The organism is Methylobacter sp. sgz302048 (genome assembly GCF_052162025.1).
Lineage (GTDB): Bacteria > Pseudomonadota > Gammaproteobacteria > Methylococcales > Methylomonadaceae > Methylobacter.
Genome location: NZ_CP197401.1, coordinates 2,680,535 through 2,703,593 on the forward strand (window position 1 = coordinate 2,680,535; position 23,059 = coordinate 2,703,593).

The 23,059-nt window shown below is 45.5% G+C and carries 18 protein-coding genes; 13 read left to right on the forward strand and 5 right to left on the reverse strand.

Translation table 11 applies throughout. The features are described from left to right. The first annotated feature begins 3 nt into the window (after nucleotides 1-3). The 12 genes from ACTNE6_RS12195 (at nucleotide 4) to ACTNE6_RS12250 (ending at nucleotide 16,415) form a co-directional block, all read left to right on the forward strand. Nucleotides 4-1,344: a hypothetical protein gene (locus ACTNE6_RS12195; protein ID WP_442496915.1), complete on the forward strand. Its 1,341-nt coding sequence runs from the start codon at nucleotides 4-6 to the stop codon at nucleotides 1,342-1,344. 147 nt (nucleotides 1,345-1,491) lie between these two features. Beyond that, a complete protein-coding gene (locus ACTNE6_RS12200; RefSeq protein WP_442496916.1) occupies nucleotides 1,492-2,622 on the forward strand; it encodes a glycosyltransferase family 4 protein in 1,131 nt (376 codons plus the stop codon). Continuing rightward, complete coding sequence (locus ACTNE6_RS12205) at nucleotides 2,615-3,547, forward strand: glycosyltransferase family 2 protein (RefSeq protein ID WP_442496917.1); 933 nt, start codon at nucleotides 2,615-2,617, stop codon at nucleotides 3,545-3,547. Before ACTNE6_RS12200 ends, ACTNE6_RS12205 begins: the two co-directional genes overlap by 8 nt. Next, nucleotides 3,532-4,644: an EpsG family protein gene (locus ACTNE6_RS12210; RefSeq protein ID WP_442496918.1), complete on the forward strand. Its 1,113-nt coding sequence runs from the start codon at nucleotides 3,532-3,534 to the stop codon at nucleotides 4,642-4,644. The genes ACTNE6_RS12205 and ACTNE6_RS12210 overlap by 16 nt, the downstream gene beginning before the upstream one ends. After that, complete coding sequence (locus ACTNE6_RS12215) at nucleotides 4,644-5,543, forward strand: glycosyltransferase family 2 protein (protein WP_442496919.1); 900 nt, start codon at nucleotides 4,644-4,646, stop codon at nucleotides 5,541-5,543. The genes ACTNE6_RS12210 and ACTNE6_RS12215 overlap by 1 nt, the downstream gene beginning before the upstream one ends. 190 nt (nucleotides 5,544-5,733) lie before the next feature. After that, entirely contained in the window at nucleotides 5,734-6,705 is a 972-nt protein-coding gene (locus ACTNE6_RS12220) for a glycosyltransferase family 4 protein (protein WP_442496920.1), read from the forward strand. 97 nt (nucleotides 6,706-6,802) lie between these two features. After that, nucleotides 6,803-8,758: an asparagine synthase (glutamine-hydrolyzing) gene (gene asnB, locus ACTNE6_RS12225; protein WP_442496921.1), complete on the forward strand. Its 1,956-nt coding sequence runs from the start codon at nucleotides 6,803-6,805 to the stop codon at nucleotides 8,756-8,758. A 171-nt stretch (nucleotides 8,759-8,929) separates the two neighbouring features. Then, a complete protein-coding gene (locus tag ACTNE6_RS12230) occupies nucleotides 8,930-9,544 on the forward strand; it encodes a YdcF family protein (RefSeq protein ID WP_442496922.1) in 615 nt (204 codons plus the stop codon). Nucleotides 9,545-9,889: 345 nt separating this feature from the next. Then, entirely contained in the window at nucleotides 9,890-11,029 is a 1,140-nt protein-coding gene (locus tag ACTNE6_RS12235; protein ID WP_442496923.1) for a glycosyltransferase family 4 protein, read from the forward strand. A 1,223-nt stretch (nucleotides 11,030-12,252) separates the two neighbouring features. Then, complete coding sequence (locus ACTNE6_RS12240; protein WP_194971358.1) at nucleotides 12,253-12,693, forward strand: low molecular weight protein-tyrosine-phosphatase; 441 nt, start codon at nucleotides 12,253-12,255, stop codon at nucleotides 12,691-12,693. A 176-nt stretch (nucleotides 12,694-12,869) separates the two neighbouring features. Beyond that, nucleotides 12,870-13,955 carry a polysaccharide export protein gene (locus ACTNE6_RS12245; RefSeq protein ID WP_331818880.1) on the forward strand — a complete coding sequence of 362 codons (1,086 nt, stop codon included), beginning with the start codon at nucleotides 12,870-12,872 and terminating at the stop codon, nucleotides 13,953-13,955. Nucleotides 13,956-14,144: 189 nt separating this feature from the next. Next, entirely contained in the window at nucleotides 14,145-16,415 is a 2,271-nt protein-coding gene (locus tag ACTNE6_RS12250; RefSeq protein WP_442496924.1) for a polysaccharide biosynthesis tyrosine autokinase, read from the forward strand. 342 nt (nucleotides 16,416-16,757) lie between these two features. Here the strand turns inward: ACTNE6_RS12250 and ACTNE6_RS12255 are convergent, their stop codons facing one another. From ACTNE6_RS12255 to ACTNE6_RS12265, 3 genes are all read right to left on the reverse strand, one after another. After that, complete coding sequence (locus tag ACTNE6_RS12255) at nucleotides 16,758-17,774, reverse strand: NAD-dependent epimerase (RefSeq protein ID WP_442496925.1); 1,017 nt, start codon at nucleotides 17,772-17,774, stop codon at nucleotides 16,758-16,760. Nucleotides 17,775-18,097: 323 nt separating this feature from the next. Beyond that, nucleotides 18,098-19,057 carry an IS110 family transposase gene (locus tag ACTNE6_RS12260; protein WP_194971213.1) on the reverse strand — a complete coding sequence of 320 codons (960 nt, stop codon included), beginning with the start codon at nucleotides 19,055-19,057 and terminating at the stop codon, nucleotides 18,098-18,100. Between the two features lie 234 nt (nucleotides 19,058-19,291). After that, nucleotides 19,292-19,468, reverse strand: a complete 177-nt coding sequence (locus ACTNE6_RS12265) for a hypothetical protein (RefSeq protein ID WP_442496926.1) — start codon at nucleotides 19,466-19,468, stop codon at nucleotides 19,292-19,294. Nucleotides 19,469-19,868: 400 nt separating this feature from the next. Here ACTNE6_RS12265 and ACTNE6_RS12270 point away from each other — a divergent pair, with 400 nt between their 5' ends. Then, nucleotides 19,869-20,456 carry a hypothetical protein gene (locus tag ACTNE6_RS12270; RefSeq protein WP_442496927.1) on the forward strand — a complete coding sequence of 196 codons (588 nt, stop codon included), beginning with the start codon at nucleotides 19,869-19,871 and terminating at the stop codon, nucleotides 20,454-20,456. Nucleotides 20,457-20,652: 196 nt separating this feature from the next. Here ACTNE6_RS12270 and ACTNE6_RS12275 read toward each other — a convergent pair whose 3' ends face one another. Continuing rightward, nucleotides 20,653-20,964 (reverse strand): hypothetical protein, encoded by a 312-nt coding sequence (locus ACTNE6_RS12275; protein WP_442496928.1) that lies wholly within the window; start codon nucleotides 20,962-20,964, stop codon nucleotides 20,653-20,655. Between the two features lie 450 nt (nucleotides 20,965-21,414). Next, nucleotides 21,415-22,674, reverse strand: coding sequence for a tetratricopeptide repeat protein (locus ACTNE6_RS12280; protein WP_442496929.1), 1,260 nt, complete (start codon nucleotides 22,672-22,674; stop codon nucleotides 21,415-21,417). Between the last annotated feature and the right edge of the window lie 385 nt (nucleotides 22,675-23,059).

Consider the following 23,059-nt stretch of genomic DNA (forward strand, 5'->3'; position numbering starts at 1 on the left):
CCTATGAAGCCTATCCTTCTCATTACGCCTTATTTCGCCCCCCAAACTCATGCTGCCGTTTTCCGAGTTTATAAATTAGCTAAATATCTAGCTGATCATAATTTTAAAGTGCATGTATTAACGGTTGATATTAATTATCTTTATAATGAAGAACTGTCCTTGTTAGCTGATCTTCCTGATAGTGTTGAAATCCACTATGCCCGTTACATAGAGCCGACCTTAAGAGGCATCCGAATGGCTTTAGGTGGCAAGGATAGAAGCTTTAAGGCAGTTAAAAGCGAATTAAAACCAGAAAGATCTGAAGAGAATAATGTTAACCTTCAGATAAAACCATCTCCAAAACAGAAAATTAAAAAGATATTAAGTCAGACTTATTCTCATGCTGTCAGTGCTGTTAATAACCCTGATGCATACTGGACATGGCGCAATTCAGCTACTAAAAAGGCGCTGCAAATAATGCAACAGCATGATATTCAGGTGTTTTACACAACTTCAGTTCCTTATACTATGAGCAACATCGGGCTGTCACTTAAAGAAAAAGGCTACAAATGGGTTGCTGACTTTAGAGATCCTTTCCTTATTGGCAGATATATAACTTCCTCTAATCGCATTAATAAAAACCGTAAAAATCTCATACATAAAACTTTAGAAAAAGCAGATGTTGTTACAGTATTATCATCTTCTTATCCCATGATTTATGGTGACTTTTTAGATATATCTGAACGTGATTTTGTCTTTATACCAACAGGCTTAGACGAAGCTTATATACCTGAACAAGTCACTAAAAAAGAAAATTATATTTTGTTTTCAGGAGAGTTTCAGGCTGATTATGGAAAAGAGTTTTTTGCTAGTTTTTCACATGTGATGAAATTAGCGGATGATAAAAATATTATTCCAGATATTTATATCATAGGTAGAAAAGAAATCAATTACCCATTAGTTAATCCATTGGTTATAAAATATGGTATGCAGCAAAAAATACGCTACATTGACCATATACCTCAAACTGATCTTTACAAACTTATTGTTGCTTCAAAAGCGTGTTTATTGATTAGCGGCAGATACAGCCATTGGTGGAATAACTTTGCTAAAATGGTAGATTACATTGCTTTAAAGCAACCTGTTTTAGCTATCATTCCTGATCCAAGCGAAGCTCGAAAAGAATTAAGCAAAGCGGGAATAGGTTTATTTCTTGATGGTAATAGTGAAGAAAATGCCCAGTTAATGCTGCAGTTTTTTAACGATGAGCTAAGGTTAGAGCCAACTGACTATTGTTCTCGTTATCTTGCAAAGACCCAAGTAAATGACTTCGCCCAGATATTTAAACTACTGCATAACAATTGAATTTAAAACCTGCTTATTTGATGTTTAGTTACGACTATTCGCCGAATGAGGGAATATTTCTCACCCATATGTTGCCCTAATTGATGAGTGAGCAGTTATTAATAAAGCAATTCAAACAATAAAGTCAAAGTCTTATAACAAAAATTGATGTCTACATTATCCATACTAAGTTACGACTATCCTCCCAACGATGGTGGCATTAGTCGCCTTGTCAGCGCTGTCGTCAATGAGTTGTCTCGACGTGATCGCCAGATCGAAGTGCTGACGCTTTCAGCAGACAGGCGTCCGGGTCTCGCTCGCCCTCAAATTTCCACACAAGAGGTACCGCGCTCCAAACTGCAGCGCGACATTGCCACATTTGGCTACTTGCGAGGATTGCCTTCCAGCATTCCAGTATTGTCAACAGTGTGGAGTCCTGAAGGAGCACTGGCTTATTTAGCATGCCGCACAAACAGCATATTGATGGCACATGGTAACGAAGTGATGCCCTATCCTGGCGGGCTACGTTACTTTGTCAAAAATTGGCTGCGACGTAAGGCGCTGTCATCGGCTCGCGCTGTAATCTGCAACAGTCGCTATACCGAACGTCTGGTTCAAGCTATCAGTCCAGAAGCCAATACCGTAGTGATCACACCGGGTGTCGATGCTACTCGTTTCAAACCTGTCGAAGATGAGCTCTTGGCGAAGCAACAGTTTCATTTGCCTACAGATCGTCGAATCATTCTCAGCGTATCACGTATGGATGCCTATAAAGGTCACGATCTGGTACTTAACGCACTGGCGCAAATGCCGGCTGAGCGACGAGAAACATTGCATTACGTAATAGCTGGCCGTGGACCGCATCTTGACTCATTGAAAGCGCTAGCGGTTTCTCTCGGACTAAGCAATTCAATAACCTGGCTTGGATTTGTGGCAGATGAAAACTTGCCCACGCTATACGGTTGCGCAGACTTGTTTGTGCTATGTACAAAGGAAGATCCTCAGGCACGAGGCGTAGAAGGATTCGGTATGGTGTTTCTGGAGGCTCAGGCTACTGGAGTGCCAGTCATTGGCACTACAGCGGGAGGAATTCCTGATGCCGTGGAGGAGGGCGAAGGGGGATGGCTAATTGAACAAGGCGATGTGACTGCTCTGCAGTTACACTTAGAGCGTCTGAGCATGGATGTTTCTTCATTCAAGGAACAGGGCTTACGCGGTCGACAACGCGCGTTGACCAAAGGGTCTTGGGAGGTTTATGTGTCGAAATTATTGAACGTAGTGGATGTTAAAGATGCCTGAAAAAAACTCTCTCGGCGGTGTCAGCGTCGTGATTCCAACCATCAACCGCGCAGCAGTACTGGCTGATACAGTGCGTGATATGCTGAAACAGCAGTTTGATGATTACGAAATACTTATCGTTGATCAATCAGACGAAATCAATGAAGAAGTCCTGTCCCTGGCAAAACAAAGCACCCAGCCACGAATTCGTTATTTCAAAGCCAATTTCAAGGGGCTTCCACAAGCTCGGAATTTTGGATGGCGACACGCAGCAAAAGATGTGGTGCTATACATTGATGACGATATCAGGACGGGATCGGGCCTTGTGCGGTCTCATTTTGATAGCCACATCAAGACAGGTGCCGACATGGTCGCCGGTGGAATCGACGAAGCGGCGGGCGACAAGCCTTGCCAATTGCCAACCGGTTCTTTCAATTGGTGGACAGCCACAGCTACGCGTAATTTCAGCGCAACTACCTCAGGCTGGTGCTTGCACGCGCCGGGAGGAAACTTTTCCATTCGCCGATCAGTGCTTGACGCGGTCGGAGGGATTGACGAAGTACTTAGTATTGGTGCTGCACTTTATGAGGAATCCGAACTCGCGCTTCGCCTCTATAAAGCGGGCAAGCGTACCTGGTTCGAGCCATCGGCGAGGTTGCTGCATCTTGCAGCTCCGATGGGAGGATGCCGCGTCACAAAGGACTGGCCAAAATATATGTTTGGTTTAGCCCACAACCGCAGCATACTGATTTTTAGACACCTTAAGCCATGGCATCGACCAACGGCACTGTTACGATTGCTGATGCTTGGCCTTTCCTATAGCCGATTGGATCAATCCCCAAGGCCGCTATTGGCTACGCTTCGCGGTCTAACAGCAGGCCGGCGTGCGGCGGCAATGTTACCTCTCAATGCAGAACTGGATGCTATAGAATGCACTTCCTGCTGATTCCGTATGCCTTGCTGAGCTTGTCGTTTGTTGTGCATTTTTCGGAAAGGCGGGATGCATATGCTCGCTCTGGCCTCGTGCTCACTGCCGGCATAACCACGACCTTAATATTTCTAGCTCTATTACTGCGCCCAGTGATAGGTGACTCGTGGCGTTATTACCAATATTTTCTTGTATTGCGCAATATGGAGTTACAGGACGCGTTCAACTATCAGAGCGAATCAGATCCACTTTATGTATTACTCAACTGGACGACCGGCCAGTTGGGCGATAGCCAATGGTTACTATTCGGTGCTACGCTCCTGATCTTTATGGGTGTGTTCCTGTCGTCGGTTTACAAGCTAGCAGGACCAATCGGCGCATCAATCCTTCTGATGTGCTATATGGGTTACCCCTTCTTCATTGCATATGCTTCGAGTGGACTACGCCAAGGACTCTCCCTCGTGTTCCTACTAATGGCTTTTGTTGGCTTCCGCCAACAAAAGCTAACGGCATGGGCTTGGCTTCTGCTAGCTCCATTTTGGCATTCCGGGGCATGGCTGGGCGTTGGGGTTACTGTTTTACATCAAGCAATGTGTCAATCTGTTTCAAGTGGCCGAATGCGCTGGGCGCTCGTGCTGGGCCTGCTGTTCGTGGCTGTTGGCTTGTCGGCTAGTGGCCTTAATGAATCAATTATGTCAGCTCTTCCAGAACTAATTTCACTTCGCCAGACGCATGAAATTTACTTCAATAATAATGAGGAGATAGCTTATCGAACTGGCTTTCGCGCTGATTTTTTTCTCTTCTCGTTGTTGCCACTGATTACCGGATGGCTGTTGCGAAAAAAAGCACCCATCTTCAGTTACATGGGATCTGGCTGGTGGCTGTCGCTCTATTTAAGCCTCAATATTATTTACCATTTGTTTTCTTTTGTGCCATTCGCTGACCGATTTTCCGCCTTTTCCTGGTTTCTATTGCCGCTAGTAATATTGCTCCAAGTCATAGAAACGCGCAGCCGAAAAATGTTGGTATATTTTGTTGGAACAATCATGTTGATCAACGTAGTAATGTTGCAGTTTTATACTGGTTCATTCATTCGCATGCCGGAGGGATTGTGATGAGTCAGATACAAGACAAGAAAGTATTACTGACAATTTTCACTCCGGCTTACAATCGAGCCAATCTGCTACCTCGAGTGTTCGATTCAATCTGTTCACAGGTTCATCCAGATGACCCAATTGAGTGGCTGGTGATTGATGATGGATCTACGGATAACACTGAAGCAGTTTTGGCGGAATTTGCTGACAAGCGCCCGGACTTGATCAGGTTCATACTTGTCAAGAACGGTGGCAAGCATCGCGCAATTAATTTGGCTGCGGAGCGGGCTAACGGTGATTGGGTCATGATAGTCGACAGTGACGATTACTTGGTCAATGGATCAATCAATCAAGTGTTAGAAACCATTCGCTTGGTTAATAGCGACCCTCGCATCGGACTCGTGCGTGCCTTGAGACAATTCCCGGAGCTTGGCATAGAGTATAGTTTCGAAATGCCAACTAATCCTTGTAGTCATGCTGAATGGCTGCTTTCTCAACACCCGATTGATACAGCCGAGGTAATACGCAGAACAGCTCTTCAAATGCATCCGTTCCCGGATATACCAGGCGAACGTTTCATGGCTGAAAGCTGGCTTTGGTACCATCTTGATCGGACTCACCTAACATTGTTCATCAATAGCCCATGGATAGAATGTTTCTATCAGCCAGAGGGATTATCAGCCAGTAGTCGACGCATTAGGGCTAGCTCTCCGTGCAGTGCAATGGAAGTATATGCCGCGATGTTGGAATCGATTCTGCCTTGGCGTTTGCGAGTAAGGGCGTCAATCAATTGGTGGCGCTATCGGTACCATGCAAATAACCAACACAAAATCGCCGTATCGGAATTTCGAGCATCACACGTATTTGCATTGCCCGGATGGCTGATGTTCTTACACGACAGATTTCTCATTCAATGCTAAACCTGTTGATAACTATGCTCTGGAGAGAGCTATCAATTGATAAGGACACAGCCCGTTATCTATCCATTCCTATTTGTTTTACAAGATACAAATGAGATTACTTTTATTGCCTCGATACAATCGTCTAGGGGCTAGCAGTCGTGTCCGCTTCTTGCAATATCTGCCTTGGTTAGAGGAGGCGGACGTTAGTGTGACTATTTCACCTCTGTTTTCAGATACTTATGTATCAGGATTGCAACGCAACAGCCGTAAACTGGGCAACGTAGCACTGGCATATGCTGGACGAATCAAAGCATTGTTAGGCAGCGGATCGTTTGATCTAGTATGGATTGAAAAAGAGGCTCTCCCCTGGTTGCCAGCTTGGATCGAGCGAGCGTTAATGTCAAACGGTATTCCTTTTATTCTGGACTATGACGACGCCGTTTTCCACTATTACGACCTGCACTGCAATCCCCTAGTGAAAACTATATTAGGTGATAAACATCCTGCATTGATGCGAGGCGCGGCCCTAGTCGTTACGGGCAACAAGTATTTGGCCAAATTTGCTAAGCAGTCTGGAGCTAAGCATGTTGAGATTTTGCCTACGGTAATTGATCTGGACCGCTACCCTGCTCCTATACAAAGATCAGCGACAGATAAATCATTACCGCCTTGTGTCGGCTGGATTGGTCAGCGCAGCACAGCATCTTTTCTTGAACCTTATAAACAGCTTTTTGAGCGCCTTCTATCCGCTGGTCAAGCACGCTTTACTGCGATTGGCATTGATGCCCTATCTCTCGGCTTGCCCATGGAGTCCATCCCATGGACTGAGAAGACTGAGGCATCTTCTATTGCCAGTTTCGATATCGGTATCATGCCGCTGGTGGACGAGCCGTTCGAGCGCGGCAAATGCGGCTACAAACTCATTCAGTACATGGCCTGCGGTTTGCCGGTGGTAGCCTCTCCTGTGGGAGTGAATTGCCAGATCGTTGAGCATGGCGTGAACGGTTTTCTGGCCGAAACGCCTGAGCAATGGGAGCAAGCACTGCAAATGCTGTTAGTAGACGAAGGTCTACGTCAGCGCATGGGGTTGGCGGGCAGGCAGAAAGTCGAACAACACTATTGTATTCAGGTTACCGGGCCTAAATTAACGAAGCTGCTAATAGATGCGGCCAGTGCCTGATCATCAAAAAGACGAGAATAAATCGTAAATCTCAAGATAAAGCTCTAATTATGAATAAAGTTAACTTTATTCTGAAATTCTCAAGGTAAATAAATTAATGTGTGGATTGACTGGCTTTTGGCAAGCCAAAAATTTTTCTGCTGACACTGCTTCTGCTGTTGCCGAACGAATGGCTGATCGTATTGCTCATCGAGGCCCCGATGATAACGGCATATGGGTGGATGAAAATTCAGGCATTGCACTGGCGCATCGTCGCCTGGCGATTGTTGATCTTTCCCCTGCAGGCCATCAGCCTATGGTTTCGTCCTCTGGGCGCTATGTACTGGTTTTTAATGGTGAGATTTACAATCATCTCAGCTTACGTGCGGAACTGGAAAAAATAACCAGCCGATATTGGCGCGGGCATTCCGATACGGAAACGCTACTGTCGGGATTTGAAATCTGGGGCATTGAAGCAACGCTGCAAAAAACAGTGGGCATGTTCGCCATTGCGCTGTGGGATAGACAGGAAAAAACACTGACTCTGGCACGGGATCGCATGGGCGAAAAGCCGCTTTACTATGGCTTTCAAAATAGCACTTTTCTGTTTGGTTCAGAATTGAAAGCGCTTAAAGCGCATCCTGATTTTGTCGGTGAAATTAACCGTGATGTGATTTGCCTCTATCTCAGACATTGCTATATACCGGCGCCCTATTCCATTTATAGAGGCATTCATAAACTGCTGCCTGGCTCCTATCTTCAGCTTCTGCTTAATCAGGACTTCAATCCGTTAACCATGCCAACGCCTAAAGCGTACTGGCGTTTGGAAGATGTTGTCGCGAGAGGTCTCGCGCAACCTTTTGCAGGCTCGGACATGGAAGCCATCGCAGCCCTGGATGCGCAATTGAAGCAGTCCATTGGCCTGCAAATGATGGCGGATGTGCCTTTGGGCGCTTTTCTGTCAGGCGGCATCGATTCATCGACGATTGTGGCGTTAATGCAGGCGCAATCCAATCGTCCGGTCAAGACTTTTTCGATCGGTTTTTCTGAGGCGGGTTATAACGAAGCCGAATATGCCCAGGCCGTCGCTGCCCATCTTAAGACAGACCATACGGAACTTTACGTTTCGCCGGCTGATAGTATGCAAGTTATACCCAAGCTTGGAAGTATGTATGATGAGCCTTTCGCCGATTCTTCTCAAATCCCTACCTTTTTAGTAGCGCAAATGGCGCGCGAACATGTCACGGTATCTTTGTCCGGCGATGCGGGAGACGAGCTGTTTTGCGGATATAATCGTTATATATTGGCTGATCAATGGGATAAGGTTTCCAAAGTGCCCTTCGGGATGAGGCAAGCGACAGGCCGCTTGATAAGTAAGATAGGGCCTGCTGCATGGGAAGGCATCTTTCAGCAAATCGGCAAAGTTGTGGCTTTACCTGCCAATATGGGCCAAAAACTCGACAAACTGGCGATACGGCTAGAGTCGGCAGATCGTGTTGAAGATTTGTACTATAGCCTGATATCTGAAATTAAGCATCCGGAACAAGCGCTTATTAACGCTAAAGAACCTTTAACCTGGCTTGTTAAATCCGGACTCAACATGTCATTTTCTGATGCCAAGCTGCACATGATGTATCTGGATGGCATGACATATTTACCCGGCGATATTTTAACCAAGGTTGACCGCGCTGCGATGGCTGTCAGTTTAGAAACACGGGTGCCCTTTCTTGATCAGAATATCATTGAATTGGCTTGGTCACTGCCTTTATCGATGAAGTTTCGTGACGGCCAAACTAAATGGTTATTAAGACAGGTATTGTATCAGTATGTACCCAAACAGCTTATCGAAAGACCCAAAACGGGTTTTGGCATCCCTCTGGGTGAATGGCTAAGGGGACCGCTTCGGAGCTGGGCTGAAGGTTTATTAAATGAAAATCGTCTCCAGCAAGAAGGTTTTTTTAATGTATCGTTTGTACGTGAGCTATGGCAGGAACATCTCTCAGGCAAACGCAATGGGCAAGTTTTGCTTTGGAATATATTGATGTTTCAGGCATGGCTGGAAGGTGAACATTAATTTTTGATTATTAGATGCTTATTGATTCATCTGATCTTGCTTTCATTTGCTGTATTCATCAAAAGCCTCAACTTGACCCCGTTTTGGGCATTTAATTATATGAATATCTTATATGTTTAAAATTTTTAAACAATTGAATCACTCACTACTGAGTAGATTAACATTATATTGATGTATCCAGAGAGTAAGCATTGCAAAGGATTTAAATTTGTTGTTGGTTTTTGTTTAGGAACTGTATTAGTCTGTGTTATAGCGGCTTACTTTATATTACAAATTGATTACTGGCTGGTAGTTGAGAACAGACCGGTTAACGCTGACATGATTGTTATCTTGGGCGGTGACCCAGGAAGTCGCTTACGCAAAGGGCTCAATCTGTATGATCAGGGCTTTGCTCATCGATTATTACTAATCGATAAAGAAACCAGCGCTTGGGCGCATGTTACTCATAATGGTTGTAAAGATTGCGTATTAGATGGTAAAAATGTTGTTATTCTCTCGGGCTCAACATCTACTTTTACCGATGCTAGCATAGTTAAGACCTATTGCCTTGAGCATGGTATTAAATCCCTTTTGGTCGTTACCGATCCCTATCATACACGTCGGGTTTCGTTAACTTTTTCGAATGAGTTTAAACATAGCAACGTTTCATTTACTGTAATAAGTTCTGACGATTATAATTTTTTGCTTTCTCCAGGAAATCACTGGTGGTCGGATCCAGCTACCCTGGAAATAGTTTGGCTGGAAATGATTAAGTGTGTTTACGTCATAGCATCGCTCCCACACTGAATATACCATTCAATGTTTCCTTCTTAATCGCAGTGCGCGGTCCATATTGTCCTCTTAACTTCTATTGACATTAATTATTATATTTATCAATTTTAACTATATTTGACAAATTTATTATATTTATCTTTATAATAGGCAAACAGCCGCATAATTTAATTATTTCAGATCGCTATCAACCAATATCGCTGAAATATTTTATATGCAAGACATCATGTATTTTATTTTTTGTCGTATATCGATCGCTCCGGTTGGTGATCGATAACACCTGTTATAAATGCATACTTCCTATCAAGTTGATTTTTGCAATCTCAAGCTCATCGTTTGGTTAAAATTTAAGAAGGGCTAATGAAAATTCTGATTTCGCTCAACACAGCCTGGAATTTATTAAACTTCCGGGCTGGCCTCATTCGTGCCCTGGCTGCAGAAGGTTATGAAGTCGTCGCCGTAGCGCCCTACGACGACCACGCCTTACAGCTTCCTGATCTTGGCTGTCGATATTTGCCGTTAGAAATGGACAACCAAGGCACGCATCCAGGGCGTGACGCCTTGCTGTTTTGGCGTTTCTTGCGCTTGTTTATGCGTGAGCGGCCCAATGTCTATCTGGGTTACACCGTCAAGCCGAACGTGTTCGGCTCACTGGCTGCTCGTGCGCTCGGCATTCCTGTTATTAACAATATTGCAGGCCTTGGGGCTGTATTCATCAGGGACGGGTGGCTTGTCAAACTTGTCCGCAGACTTTATCGCTTAGCCCTGGGCCGTTCGGCGAAAGTATTTTTCCAGAACGATGATGACCGCCAATTATTCACGACGGGCGGACTGGTTCGGGCTGAAATCACGGATCTTTTGCCGGGTTCCGGCATTGATTTGACCAAATTTTCGGTAGCTCCGAGCCATTCCCTAACCGGCACGGATCGGAAATTCCGTTTCTTGTTGATTGCCAGAATGTTGTGGGACAAAGGCGTTGGGGAATATGTTGAAGCGGCTAGAATAATACGCAAACGCTGGCCGCAGGCTGAGTGTTGCTTGCTTGGGTTTGTGGATGTCCAAAATCCCGCTGCGATTTCCCGTGAACAAATGGATTCCTGGGTAGAGGAAGGGATTGTGAATTATCTTGGGGTGAGCGATGACGTGCGCCCTGAAATAGCGGTAGCGGATTGTGTTGTTCTGCCCTCCTATAGGGAAGGCACGCCGCGTGCTTTATTGGAAGCCGCCGCCATGGGCCGGCCTATCATCACCACTGATGCAGTAGGCTGCCGCGAAGTGGTTGATGACGGGCATAACGGCTTTCTTTGCAAACTGCGCGATGCCGGGGACCTGGCAGAAAAAATGGAGCTTATGCTGTCGCTCAGCGATGAGCAGCGGCGTGAGATGGGGCAGCGCGGCCGTGAAAAAATGGAACGCCAATTTGACGAGCGGATTGTCATCGAGAAATATCTGAAGGCTATTCAAGACATTCTGTCACGGCAAACAGCGCAGTCAAACTGAAGCTGCATTACCGAATGGGAGCTTGCTGAGCATTTTCCGGCATTTGAGGGATCGCTTATCTTCCATATTGCATCATGCTCAGCAAGGACGCCTTTCTTTAATTGGCATGCGATGTTTCCTTGCATGCCTTTCAATCGAGCAGAAATTCGCCGCAGCCAGACGGCTTGCAGGTTAAGTTGTTAAACCGATCCTTACAGTGACCTCGTCGCCTGAACAGGGATGCGTGTGTGTAGGTGGGAATTCATTCGCACTACAGAGGCCTGTACACGGGCTTTTATCCCAGGTCGAATACCCTCAAGGGGCACAAGTGAATTCGACCCTACAGTTTACCATCGCACTGGCGTTACTTTTTAAGTTCGTCTCAATTCAACTGATGCGTAACATCAGCTATTCAATGCCTTTTATTATACTCAACTTTGAGTGGCCCCATATTTGTCAAATCTATCACTTTTAAACGAAAATTGGCGTATATGTTGTATTTTTCGCTATAATATCAAAGTCGCATAATTCAATTATTTAGGTTGCCGTTAGCCGGTATTTGTTGAAACACCTCGTATGCAAGGCATTTATACATAGGCTGAAGAGGTGAGAAAAACCAATCTGATAATTGAGAGCTTATGATTATAAGGATTGCAGTTTTAGAGAGGTAATGGATTTGCTTGCATCAACGCCAATCAAAAATCTCTCTTCTGAAGAGGAATCTCGGTTTCAAAAATTGAGGACTAGCCAAAACAAAATGCCTATTTATCCTTGTATAATATGTCTCTATGTTTTTCCGTAACATTATTAGCTGCTTAATGTCAAGGCCTAGTGTGACCAGAGGCGTAGAGCTGGCTGCCCAAACCGTGAGAATTCCAAAGGAGTTTCCCCTAGCCAGAGTTCAACAATCTGCTTTAGTATTTTCTCAACTTCCACAAGCATTAATCAAGGCTGGCTTTGGCATCGATAATATTGGGATCATAAACAGATATTCAATATATTGGTCTGGCTCATATTACAACCTTCTAATAAAAATGCATTAAAACGTATATTTCTAAATCATTAAAAGGTTTTTTACAATTTCTCACATGACTTAATAGTATTAAAAATAATTAGTGCGACCAACCCAACTAAATAATATTGTTGTTTATTAAAACAATATAAAGCCGCTAATATCTATTTTTATAAAAGCAAAATTTAATCGTATTCAGCATAATTAATAATAACCAAAAAATAGGTATTACATGTTTAGCAATATACTTGTTGTCTGCGTAGGAAACATATGCCGTAGCCCAATGGCAGAAAGCCTTTTAAGAAAAGCCCTCAATGATATTGATAAAAAAAACTGCATAGTCAGCTCGGCCGGCCTTAATGCGCTAGTTGGCAAAAAACCGGATTCTGCGGCTTGTCAATTAATGCAAAGCAAAGGCATAGACATTTCACTTCACCGGGCCTGTCAGCTGAATAAGGAAATGATCAGGAAATCCGATTTAATTCTGGTGATGGAATCGTCCCATAAAACATCTATTGAGGCCGAAGAGCCTACTGCAAAAGGCAAAGTATTTAGATTGGGCGAATGGGGCGGATTTGATATACCGGATCCTTACAAACAGGATCTAAAGGTCTTCGAATCGACGCTGAAATTAATTGAGCAGGGAGTAGCTCAATGGATTGAGAAACTATAAGTTATTGTTATTTATTATCAAATAAAAAATATGCATACCTGCAACCATGACAATGCGCATGCAAAGATATGCATTTAAGTTCACATGCATCAAGAAAAATTAAACTGATTATGTTACAAAAATTGTGTTCCAGCCTGCTTGTCTTAATTACCACCGGATGTACGGTTATACCGGGCATGCATATGAACCCGTTTTCCGATAAATCCAGCGTGAATTTACCGGTTACGGAAAATAATGAAACGCTGCTTAAAAAGCTCAACATTAAAACCATTACCGCGCAGCTTATTGTTGATTTAGAAAAAAACATCAATAATCGCAGTTTAGGACCGAATAACGTTGCCAACCACTATTTTGATTACCGGATTGGGTCAAATGCCGTGCCCGGCACTCCCGATAAGGAGCCTTATACCCAATATATCGTCGGCCCCAGGGATATTCTTAACATTACCGTTTGGGAACACCCTGAATTGACAATTCCTGCCGGCCAATTCCGTTCTGCCGAATCTGCAGGAAATGTTGTCGGTGAAGATGGCACTATTTTTTACCCTTATGCCGGCGTCGTAAAAGCCGCGGGAAGAACCGTCGAAGATATCCGTGCCGAGCTGATCCAGAAATTATCACAATACATTGAAAACCCGCAACTGGATGTTCGGGTGATCAGTTATCGAAGCCAGAGGGTTTATGTCGTAGGGGAAGTCAATCAGCCAGGGATTCAGACCGTGAAGGATATCCCTCTCACTGTCCTTGAAGCGATCAACAATTCCGGCGGAGTCAAGACCGATGCGGACATGCGCAATATTACCCTTACCCGGGGGGGCAAAACTTACAAAATCAATCTTCTCGCCCTTTATGAAGGCGGAGACACTTCTCAAAATGTCATGCTTAAGCAGGGCGATGTGTTGAACGTCCCTGATAACAACTTCAACAAAATCTTTGTACTGGGCGAAACAGAGGGCAGCTCGCGCAGTATATTCATGAACAAGGGCCGCATGACCTTGACCGAAGCGCTCAGTGATGCCGGCGGTGTGAATCAGGAAAAATCAGATCCTGCGCGAATATTCGTCTTTAGAGGCGGCATGGGCAAGCCGGAAATCTTTCATTTAGATGCAAAGTCGCCGGATGCGTTATTGCTCGCGGATCGTTTCCCTCTGCAGCCTCGCGATGTGATTTACGTAGACCGGGCTGAAGGTATCCGGTGGAATCAGATTGTTTTACAAATTGCACCGACTATTGCCTTGTTAGGAATAGCTGGCGTTTTTTAAAAATAGAGCCTTTATTTCGGCGCATTTAAATAACCCACTACTATTTTTAACAGGACTTATGCAAACCTGTGGGGGCGACTTCAGTCGCCCCCACAGGTTTTAGAACCGCTTGTTTCGACGGTGAAACGGGTAAACTGCGTAAGTCCTGTTTAATAGACTTTGAAATCATAAGATAGAAGTACGAATTTAATGTCAACTATACCATTTAATAAGAGCTCTTCCCCTGCCAGTTTTTTCAGTGAAGAAGAAAACGATGAAATTGATTTGGGTGAATTATTAGCCACGTTGATGGAAAGCAAATGGCTAATTATATCTGCAGTATTATTTGCATTAACGATAGGGATCTCTAAAACTTTTCTTGATACGCCTGAGTACAAGAGCAATACCATGCTGCAGATCGTGGAAAACGCGCCGTCTCTCGGTGAGTTGGAACCATTATCCGGATTGGTAGAAAACAAAAAGCCTATCATGGCGGAAATTGAAATTATCAAATCCAGGATGATATTAGGGGAAGCCGTTAAAAATCTTAATCTTGAAATAATTGCCAAGCCCCAATATTTCCCGTTTATTGGTGAAGCGATCGCAAGACATTTTCAGCAAAACAATGTCGAGCAAATTTCCACCCCCTTATTCGGTCAATCCCACTATGCCTGGGGGGGTGAAATTATCCAGGTCGATACCTTAAAAATTCCGTCAAGCTGGTTGAATAAGAAACTGACCTTAATTGCCGGTGAACATGGCCGCTTCAAATTAATGAACGAGGAAAAGATCCTTCTTGAAGGCGAGGCCGGCAAATATGCGACGCAGCAGCTAGAAGGAACTCAAGACAGTATTTCCATATTTGTTTCTCAATTAAAAGCCAGACCGGATACTCAATTTATAGTCATGCGCCAATCGGAATTGAACGCAGTTGACCAACTAAAGCAAAGATTCGAGGTAACCGAGAAAATTAAAAATACAGGAATTCTTGAATTAACGCTGGAATCTCCGAGCCCGCAAGCAGCCGCAAAGACTGTTAATGAAATTGCCAATATTTACGTACGGTTAAATGTTGAGCAAAAATCGGAGGAAGCTCAGAAAAGAATAGAGTTCCTGGACAAGCAATCGCAGTTCATCAAGGATCAACTGCAGGAAGCCACAGCCAACCTGAACAATTATCAGGCTTATAAGGGTTCGATTGATTTAACCATGGAAACCCAAGGCATCTTAAACGCTGTGGTTGAGAAAAAAACCCAATTGACACTGCTGCAACAGAAACATGAAGAGCTTCGGCAGAAGTTTACTGAATCATATCCTGCCGTTATTGCTCTGCAAAAACAAATGGATATTCTGCAAAATCAAATCGGTGAATATGAGAGAGAGGTAAAGAGCTTGCCGGAGACTCAACAGACTATTTTGCGATTATCAAAAGATGTTCAGGTCAATAGCGAACTTTACATGAGTCTGCTTAACAATTCGCAAACGCTGAAAGTTGCGAAAGCCGGCGCAGTGGGTGATGTTCGGATTATTGATGAAGCTGTATTGCCCACAGTGCCAATCAAGCCTAAAAAAATATTGATCATTGCAATTTCCTTAATCGCAGGGTTAATAATAGGCGTTATCCTGACATTTGTACGGAAATTCCTTAACAAAGGTATTGATAGCTCTAATTTAATTGAAAAGTATCTCAATATTCCTGTTTATGTGACCATTCCGCATAGCGCTGAACAAACCAAAATTATCAAACAAAAAAATGGTCCAGCCAAAATTTTGGCTCTGGATTTTAAGGATGATCTGGCGATAGAAAGCCTTAGAAGTTTGCGCACCACGTTACACTTCGCTTTTCTGGAAGCTAAAAATAATATCATCATGATTACCGGTCCCAGACCTGGCGTTGGCAAATCATTCGTATCTCTTAATTTGGCAATAGTTTTGGCTGATGCCGGAAAAAAAGTCTTATTGATAGATGCTGACATGCGCAAAGGACTGCTTAATAAAGCCTTTGGAATTAAAAGAGAAGAAGGGTTATCCGAATTAATTTCCGGCTTGATAGCGCCAAGTAAAGGAATCCGTCATATTGAGGCCAGCAATATCGATTTTATTACCACAGGCGACATTCCACCCAATCCCTCGGAACTATTAATGCATGAACGATTCGGACAGTTGCTGGAAGTATTTAGCAAACGATACGACCATGTAATCATCGATACGCCGCCTTCACTGCTTTTAACGGATGCGTCCATAGTAGGCAGACTAGCTAGCGTGACGCTGCTCACTCTTAAAGCCGGCATACATTCCAAACAAGAGCTGGAACAATGCACTAAACGATTAGCTCAATCAGGAGTACAGGTAAAAGGCATCGTGCTCAATGACCTGCCGGAAAGATCGCTTGGCAACAATTACGGTTATGGTTATGGCTATGGTTATGGGAAAGATTTTTATAAAAACTATAACTATAAACTGGGACGCGCCTTAAATTAAGCCTGAAGGCGTTAAGCGCGAAATTGAGCAGCGCCTGGCAAACTTCACGAACCAGGCGTTTTCAGGATTCGGTTAAAAGGTTTATCGACGAAACCAGCGCTTTGTAGGGGCGAATTCACTTGTGCCCCTTGCGGGTATTCGCCCAGGGCGCCTACCAACAGTAGGCGCTTCGCCTAGAGCGCCTACTGTTGGTAGGCGAAGTCGCCCCCACACCTGTTGTTCTATAAAATTCAGGGAAGTTATTTCTCGCCTCATCCTTAACACTATTGATTATCGGTGCAATAATCAATAGTGCCCCGTCTTGCTTCTACTTGCTTGCCATCATCGCAAGAGAAACGCTGGTTAATCAACTGAGATGTTGTTGTAGCTCAGATACCAGTCCACGAATTTCCCAATGCCTTTCTCGATGGGCGTATTCGGTTTATACCCCACATCTTCTACCAAGGCTTCCACATCGGCATAAGTATCCGGCACATCCCCGGGCTGCAATGGCAAGAGCTGTTTTTCTGCTGTTTTGCCCAAGGCTTTTTCCAGGGTTTCTATGTAAGCCGATAACTCGACCGGATTTTGGTTGCCGATATTGTAGACCCGCCACGGCGCTTTGCTGGTGCCCGGATCAGGCCGTTTGCCGGTCCAGTCCGGGTTAGGCGGGGCCGGATGGTCCAGGGTTCTGATGATGCCCTCGACAATGTCGTCGATATAGGTGAAATCCCGCCGATGCTTGCCGTAGTTGAACACCTGGATCGGCTCGCCGGCCAGGATGGCTTTGGTAAACAGAAACAGCGCCATGTCCGGCCTGCCCCACGGACCATAAACGGTAAAGAACCTTAATCCGGTAGTCGGCAGTTGATATAAATTGCTGTAGGTATGCGCCATTAGCTCATTGGCTTTTTTGGAGGCCGCATACAGGCTGAGCGGATGATCGACATTGTCGTGCACGGAGAACGGCATCGTCTCATTGGCGCCATAAACCGAACTGCTGGAGGCATAAACCAGGTGCTCTATTTTGTGATGCCGGCAGCCTTCCAGGATATTGATAAAGCCGACAATATTGCTGTCGATATACGCATGCGGGTTCTCTATGGAATAGCGAACCCCAGCCTGTGCCGCCAGATTGACTACCCTTTGCGGCTGATGCTGTCTAAAAAGTCGCTCCATCGCTTCCCGGTCGGCGATATCGGCGCGTACGTCAGTGTAATGCTTATGATCGAGAATACGGGCCAGGCGGGCTTCTTTCAGGTTGACATCGTAGTAATCATTGAGATTATCCACGCCGATGACTTCATCGCCCCGTTCCAGTAATTTGATGGCTACGTGATTGCCGATAAAGCCCGCTGTGCCGGTGACTAATACTTTCATCGGTTAGAGCCTGTCATCAGTTTGGTTAGCGAAAAAGAAATGTTTAAAGCCATAAAATATAAACTCACAAGTTGTAAAATCTAAATTAGTCAGGACTTACGCAAGCCTGTGGGGGCGACTAAAGTCGCCCCCACAAGTTTTAAAACCACTTGTTTCGGCGGTTGAACAGGCAAACTGCGTAAGTCCTGTTAGTATAACTGATGTTACGTACGGCGAATTCCGTTTGCCGCGTCGAGCACCGCCGCTAAAAGCTGCGGTAGGCTGGGTTGCTAAACCCGGCATTTGGCGTCTCCCCATCTTCGTAGATACCGTCTTGTTGCCCATTATGCAAGCGCAAAATTGGGGTCGAAAGGTTTATTCGATTTCAGAATGGCAAAGGCGATATGGACGAGTTTGCGCATTGAAGCACAGGCGATGGCCATGCCATTCTTGCCGCGTGCAGCCAAGCGTTCGCGGAAAAGGCGGATGACGGGATTGTGTCTTCCCGCGACCACGGCGGGCATGTATAGCTTCGCGCGCAACATCGGATCACCCATCTTGGAAATGCGGGTTTTGCCTTTCCACTTGCCGGATTCGTTCAAGGCGGGATTGAGTCCAGCAAAGGCGACAGCTTGCTTGGCGGTGGTGAAGCCGTAGTGATCGCTCAAAGCGACCATGAGGTGGGCAGAGGAGGCTTCGCCGATGCCAGGAATCGTTTCCAGCAAAGCGCGCCGGTGCCTGAGATCAGGGTCTTGATCGATAAGACGTTGAACGCGTTCGCGTGTGGTTTTAAGCGCCTGCTCCAGATGTGCCAAGACGGCTCTGATGGATTCGGCAATCGTGGGGTCAGCCGTATCCAGTCTGTTTTTCTCCATTTGCTGCATTTCCAGCAGGTCTTCGATCCGGCGTAATAAGGCTTGCAGTTCGCGGATATTGGCAGGTGGCGGCGTCCACAAAGGCGGTTTCTTTTCCTGGGCATACCGGGCGATCAGCTTGGCGTCAGCCTTGTCGGTCTTGATTCGGCTCAATTCGCTCTTGGCGAATCCCTTGATTCTGGCAGGATTGACGACAGCCACCGGATAGCCTGATTGGGCCAGGCATTCGGCCAGAGGGATGCTGTAGGCGCCAGTCGCTTCCATGCAAACCGAGGGCTTGACGCCGCCGAACGTCGTCAGCCAGACGATCAAAGCGGCAAAACCTTCCGGCGTGTTGTCGAATTTTTTATGCTTGTATTTGCCGTTCTCCAGGCGGGCAACATCGAATTTATGCTTGGCAATATCCACACCAACCGTCACTTGGGACATCTTTAAACACTCCAAAAAACTATATAAAATCAATAAGATCAATTTTAAGGCATACGCCTGGTTCAGCCTTAGATCATACAGGCTCTCCCGGCGAAACGGGGGCCTACGCATACCGTACGAACTTATGAGGCGGATGAGGGAAACGGAGAGCGAAATCTACGCAGCAGGCTCGAAGCCTCAGGGTACGCCCGGCTTCTCCGCTTCCCGCCCGGTGATCAGCCGGGGATTTTATCCCTAATTGGGTAAAATCGAGATATAAGGGTACGCATCGCGTACCTGCTTCAGGGCTTTTCGGCACACCGCAAGTCCGGAAAGGTACGCGATGCGTACCCTACCGTGGATTTCGCCTTGATTTTGGCAGGGCAGCCAGCCGTAGGCCAGGCTGCCAAACCCAGCATTTCGGCCACCCATGCCGGGTTTCCGCTAAAGCTCCAACCCAGCCTACACAGGTTGTTAAAAGCAAGTAACTAACGACCTTTATTAAATCGATCTAACTTCAGCTAACTGCGTAACATCAGTTAGTATAACATTAATATTTCAAGCTATCCGGTGGTCAGGCTCACTTGCGGCTTAAAAATCATCTGCCCGATAATACTTATCGCTTCATTCAGAATGGTTGAGTAATAGCCTGCGCTATATGATATTTTTGAACTCAATCGCACTTTTTGATAATCTTTCAATACTCATACTGAAGCTCTATAGCAAATAGTTATTTCTCTTGTTGTATCTGCCAGGTTAGCCTATTACCAGTACTGCAGCGCAAATAATATTCAGTATGTGATGTTAATCAAGACGGGCATCAATAAGAATAATGAAAAAGACATTCAGAGCAGAGATTTTACTGGCGATTTTTCTGGTATCCGTTACTGGTACACAAGCCAACTCCATGACCAAGATCGAACCTAACGATCGCCTTGAAACAACACAAACTCTTGATCATTTCGACAGCGAATTTGACAACGCTACCGTCATAGCTTGTGCCTCACGATATAGCGCTAATAATGATTGCTATGGTTACTTCTCATTCAGTCTAACTGACTTATCCAGAGCAATTACAGATATGGATGCTGATAGCATCGACACAGCGCATAACCTTTATGCAACCTATAATGACAGCGATGTTTTTAGTTCTGATAACGGGCAATATAATAATTCGTATGGTGACATTATTGAGACCTATCTGAATGCGAATTTTTACTATGCTATTGCTAAAGGTTACCAAAATCGAATGGCTCTAAGCGAAAGCGGAACGTTGCATATGTCAGCCAGCCATCCTTCAACTGTGTCGCTCCCCGCCATTCTTGCGCTGGCTCTACTACCTACTGCTCTTACGATGCTGTTGTTTGGTCTTGGAATAGTAGGCTTTTTCACTCCTCGCAAACAGAAATCTATCGTTTAGAGCAATTGACTGACCAGGCTGGCTAAAATACCAAAAGAAGCGATACTTAAAATCTATGCGGAGATTTCGAGCCGGATTTTTAGTTGTTCCGAATAAACATCGGTTCTGCTCGCCGACCCTATAATCGGCGAGTACTTCGCCCCAATCTGCGATATTCCGCCTCCATATTGCCGGAAGCTGATCAACAATCCGTTTATTAGCCGCCTTTCTCTCTGCGAAGCATGTCTATTTTTTCGTGATGCTGCTTCCGAAACGCATCCCTTTCTTCCTTAGTTTTCATGCTATCCAGCTTCAGCAAATAATTGCACCGCTCTTGCTCAGTCATGAAATCAGCGCCATAGATATGAGAATAAACAGGCACATCTCCTATTCTACCGGTTAGCTCTTTAGGATTTGTACTAAAAGTTTCTTCTTGTTGCTCTGATTCAGATTGAGCGAAGGAAATGGAAGAAAAGAAAACGATGAACAAAGATACCAGGAATGGCATAAACAGTTTTTTTTTCAACATGAAATATCTCCTTAATACTTTAGATAAATGGCGCCTTCTTCTTTAAGCAACAATGAAATATTTCCGGACAAGGAAATATCTCTCAAGGCACCGAATCAACATAAGCAGGAGCTGAAATCACTCCAAGGTTAATTCCATGAAAATAAAATCATACTTATTCAGCACTTTCAAAATGCTGAGAAAAGTCAATTTTCCTGTATTGTTATACCTTTATGTGACTGGGCACTTCCTTGTTAGTTCATATGTGATTTCCAATTACTAAAGGAAATATCCAGCCATCAAGCAACCGCCCGGCCCCTCCCCCGCATAGCTCCGGTTATCCAAAGTCCTGTGGCTGCTTACATCCAGCAATCAACACGATTAGATAAGGCTGCTCCGATCAGTCTCATTGCCTCCCTAACGGCAAAGCCACTCCACATCCGCCGTTCAGATTGCCTTGCTGATCAAAGTCTATTTTAAGGCAGCCGTCACCAGCAGTCCGATCACTGGCTGTCCTGCTTCCTTGCGCAGCACAACCGTGTCCGCCGCGCACATATCAAAGCCCGAAGCCGTCAAGGCAGCCTTTATATACTCATGCGTATGCGCATAACGGCCATGAGGGTTTAATTTAAAGCCGTTACCACTGTCTTCATTGCTCTTTTCCACGGTAAAAACCAGACTACCCGCTGCATTCAGCGCATGCGCGGCAGCCTGCAGAAAAGGACCGAGCTCGCCAAAATAAACCAGTGTATCAGCAGAAACGATCAGATCGAATAAGGCTTTATACCGGCTTAAATATTCCACCAGATCGGCTTCGATCAGTTCGTCATAGACATTGCGCCCCCTTGCCTTGTTCAGCATGCCGGAGGACAGGTCAACTCCGACCAGTGTACGGACATAAGGCCGCAGCAAAGGCCCGCACAACCCGGTGCCGCAGCCTGCATCCAGCACTCTGAGTTCCTGTCGGGGCTCGGGGAAAAGCACGGAGACAGCCTGCGTGACCAACTCGGGCGCCCGATAACCAAGCCCGTTTAGCACTGTGTCGAAGCTGGCCGCAAATTTGTCGAATATGTCCTGTATGTAAGCCTGTGAAGCCCGGTCGGGAATGTCTTCGCCTAAAAGGGCGGAAAGATGATGCTTCGCAATCGGACTCTCGGGATCGGCTTCGATCCAGCGCTGCAAAACGCTTCTGGCCTGCTCGGGCTGACCCGTTTTCAACATCATCCGCCACAAACTTTCATAAGCGTATTTGTGGTTAGGTTTTATAGCAATGGCTTGCTGGTAGGCGGCTGCCGCCTTGTAGTATTCGTCCTGCTCCTGATAAGTATTGCCGAGATTCTGGAAGACATCGGCGTTGCCCGGACTTAGCTCGGCGGCTCTCAGCAATACGTGCACCGATTCCTCGTACTCGCCTAGGTTTCTTAGCACAACGCCCAGATTATTGCAGGCACTGGCGTGATTGGGCATCATGTCGATCACTTTCCGATACGTTTCGGCCGCCTTTTGCATGTCGCCTGTCTCCTTGTAGACATTGCCCAGGTTATTGCAGGCGTCCAGGTAGAACGGATTAATCCGGAGCGCCTGACTGATGCTGGTGATGGCCTTGTCGCTCTGGCCGGCCTGATGCAGCAGCACACCCAGGAAATGCAGAGCATCGGGATTGTCCGGTTGGCTTTTCAAAATTGATCTATAGACTTTCTCGGCTTCACCAAAATGCCCCTTTTGGTGCATGCTAATCGCCGACGATAAGGCACTGCTCGGATCTGTCTGTTTTCGTCGTTTGTTTTTCTTGGCTGCAAACCGTCGTTCATTAGATTTCATGATATTTTGGTCTTATATCTACTTGATTAAACCGCTATATCTTAATTGTAATCGGGATTATTGCCAGCCGCACTGCAATCATCCTACTTTATGTTGTTATGATTATTGGTCTTGACGGAGGGAGAAAATTGTCCGTGCCGCTGAAGCAGCAATTACCTGATGAGCTGTTTCAGCTCCGCAGATAGTGGCATTATCAACAGCATGATAGTTTTTTAAAGGCTTGCCCCGGCAATAAAGATCTATTTTTATGCTATTCAAAGGGGAAATGCATTGAGCCCGTGTTGCGCTCAATGTC

Excerpts from the sequence above, each read along its gene's own strand:
- ACTNE6_RS12200 (WP_442496916.1), top strand. The coding sequence starts at position 1,492 with ATGTCTACATTATCCATACTAAGTTACGACTATCCTCCCAACGATGGT.
- ACTNE6_RS12245 (WP_331818880.1), top strand. The coding sequence starts at position 12,870 with ATGCATATGAACCCGTTTTCCGATAAATCCAGCGTGAATTTACCGGTT.
- asnB (WP_442496921.1), top strand. The coding sequence starts at position 6,803 with ATGTGTGGATTGACTGGCTTTTGGCAAGCCAAAAATTTTTCTGCTGAC.
- ACTNE6_RS12265 (WP_442496926.1), bottom strand. The coding sequence starts at position 19,468 with ATGGGTGGCCGAAATGCTGGGTTTGGCAGCCTGGCCTACGGCTGGCTG.
- ACTNE6_RS12240 (WP_194971358.1), top strand. The coding sequence starts at position 12,253 with ATGTTTAGCAATATACTTGTTGTCTGCGTAGGAAACATATGCCGTAGC.
- ACTNE6_RS12195 (WP_442496915.1), top strand. The coding sequence starts at position 4 with ATGAAGCCTATCCTTCTCATTACGCCTTATTTCGCCCCCCAAACTCAT.
- ACTNE6_RS12215 (WP_442496919.1), top strand. The coding sequence starts at position 4,644 with ATGAGTCAGATACAAGACAAGAAAGTATTACTGACAATTTTCACTCCG.
- ACTNE6_RS12270 (WP_442496927.1), top strand. The coding sequence starts at position 19,869 with ATGAAAAAGACATTCAGAGCAGAGATTTTACTGGCGATTTTTCTGGTA.
- ACTNE6_RS12210 (WP_442496918.1), top strand. The coding sequence starts at position 3,532 with ATGCACTTCCTGCTGATTCCGTATGCCTTGCTGAGCTTGTCGTTTGTT.
- ACTNE6_RS12235 (WP_442496923.1), top strand. The coding sequence starts at position 9,890 with ATGAAAATTCTGATTTCGCTCAACACAGCCTGGAATTTATTAAACTTC.
- ACTNE6_RS12260 (WP_194971213.1), bottom strand. The coding sequence starts at position 19,057 with ATGTCCCAAGTGACGGTTGGTGTGGATATTGCCAAGCATAAATTCGAT.
- ACTNE6_RS12255 (WP_442496925.1), bottom strand. The coding sequence starts at position 17,774 with ATGAAAGTATTAGTCACCGGCACAGCGGGCTTTATCGGCAATCACGTA.
- ACTNE6_RS12230 (WP_442496922.1), top strand. The coding sequence starts at position 8,930 with ATGTATCCAGAGAGTAAGCATTGCAAAGGATTTAAATTTGTTGTTGGT.
- ACTNE6_RS12275 (WP_442496928.1), bottom strand. The coding sequence starts at position 20,964 with ATGTTGAAAAAAAAACTGTTTATGCCATTCCTGGTATCTTTGTTCATC.
- ACTNE6_RS12205 (WP_442496917.1), top strand. The coding sequence starts at position 2,615 with ATGCCTGAAAAAAACTCTCTCGGCGGTGTCAGCGTCGTGATTCCAACC.
- ACTNE6_RS12280 (WP_442496929.1), bottom strand. The coding sequence starts at position 22,674 with ATGCACCAAAAGGGGCATTTTGGTGAAGCCGAGAAAGTCTATAGATCA.
- ACTNE6_RS12250 (WP_442496924.1), top strand. The coding sequence starts at position 14,145 with ATGTCAACTATACCATTTAATAAGAGCTCTTCCCCTGCCAGTTTTTTC.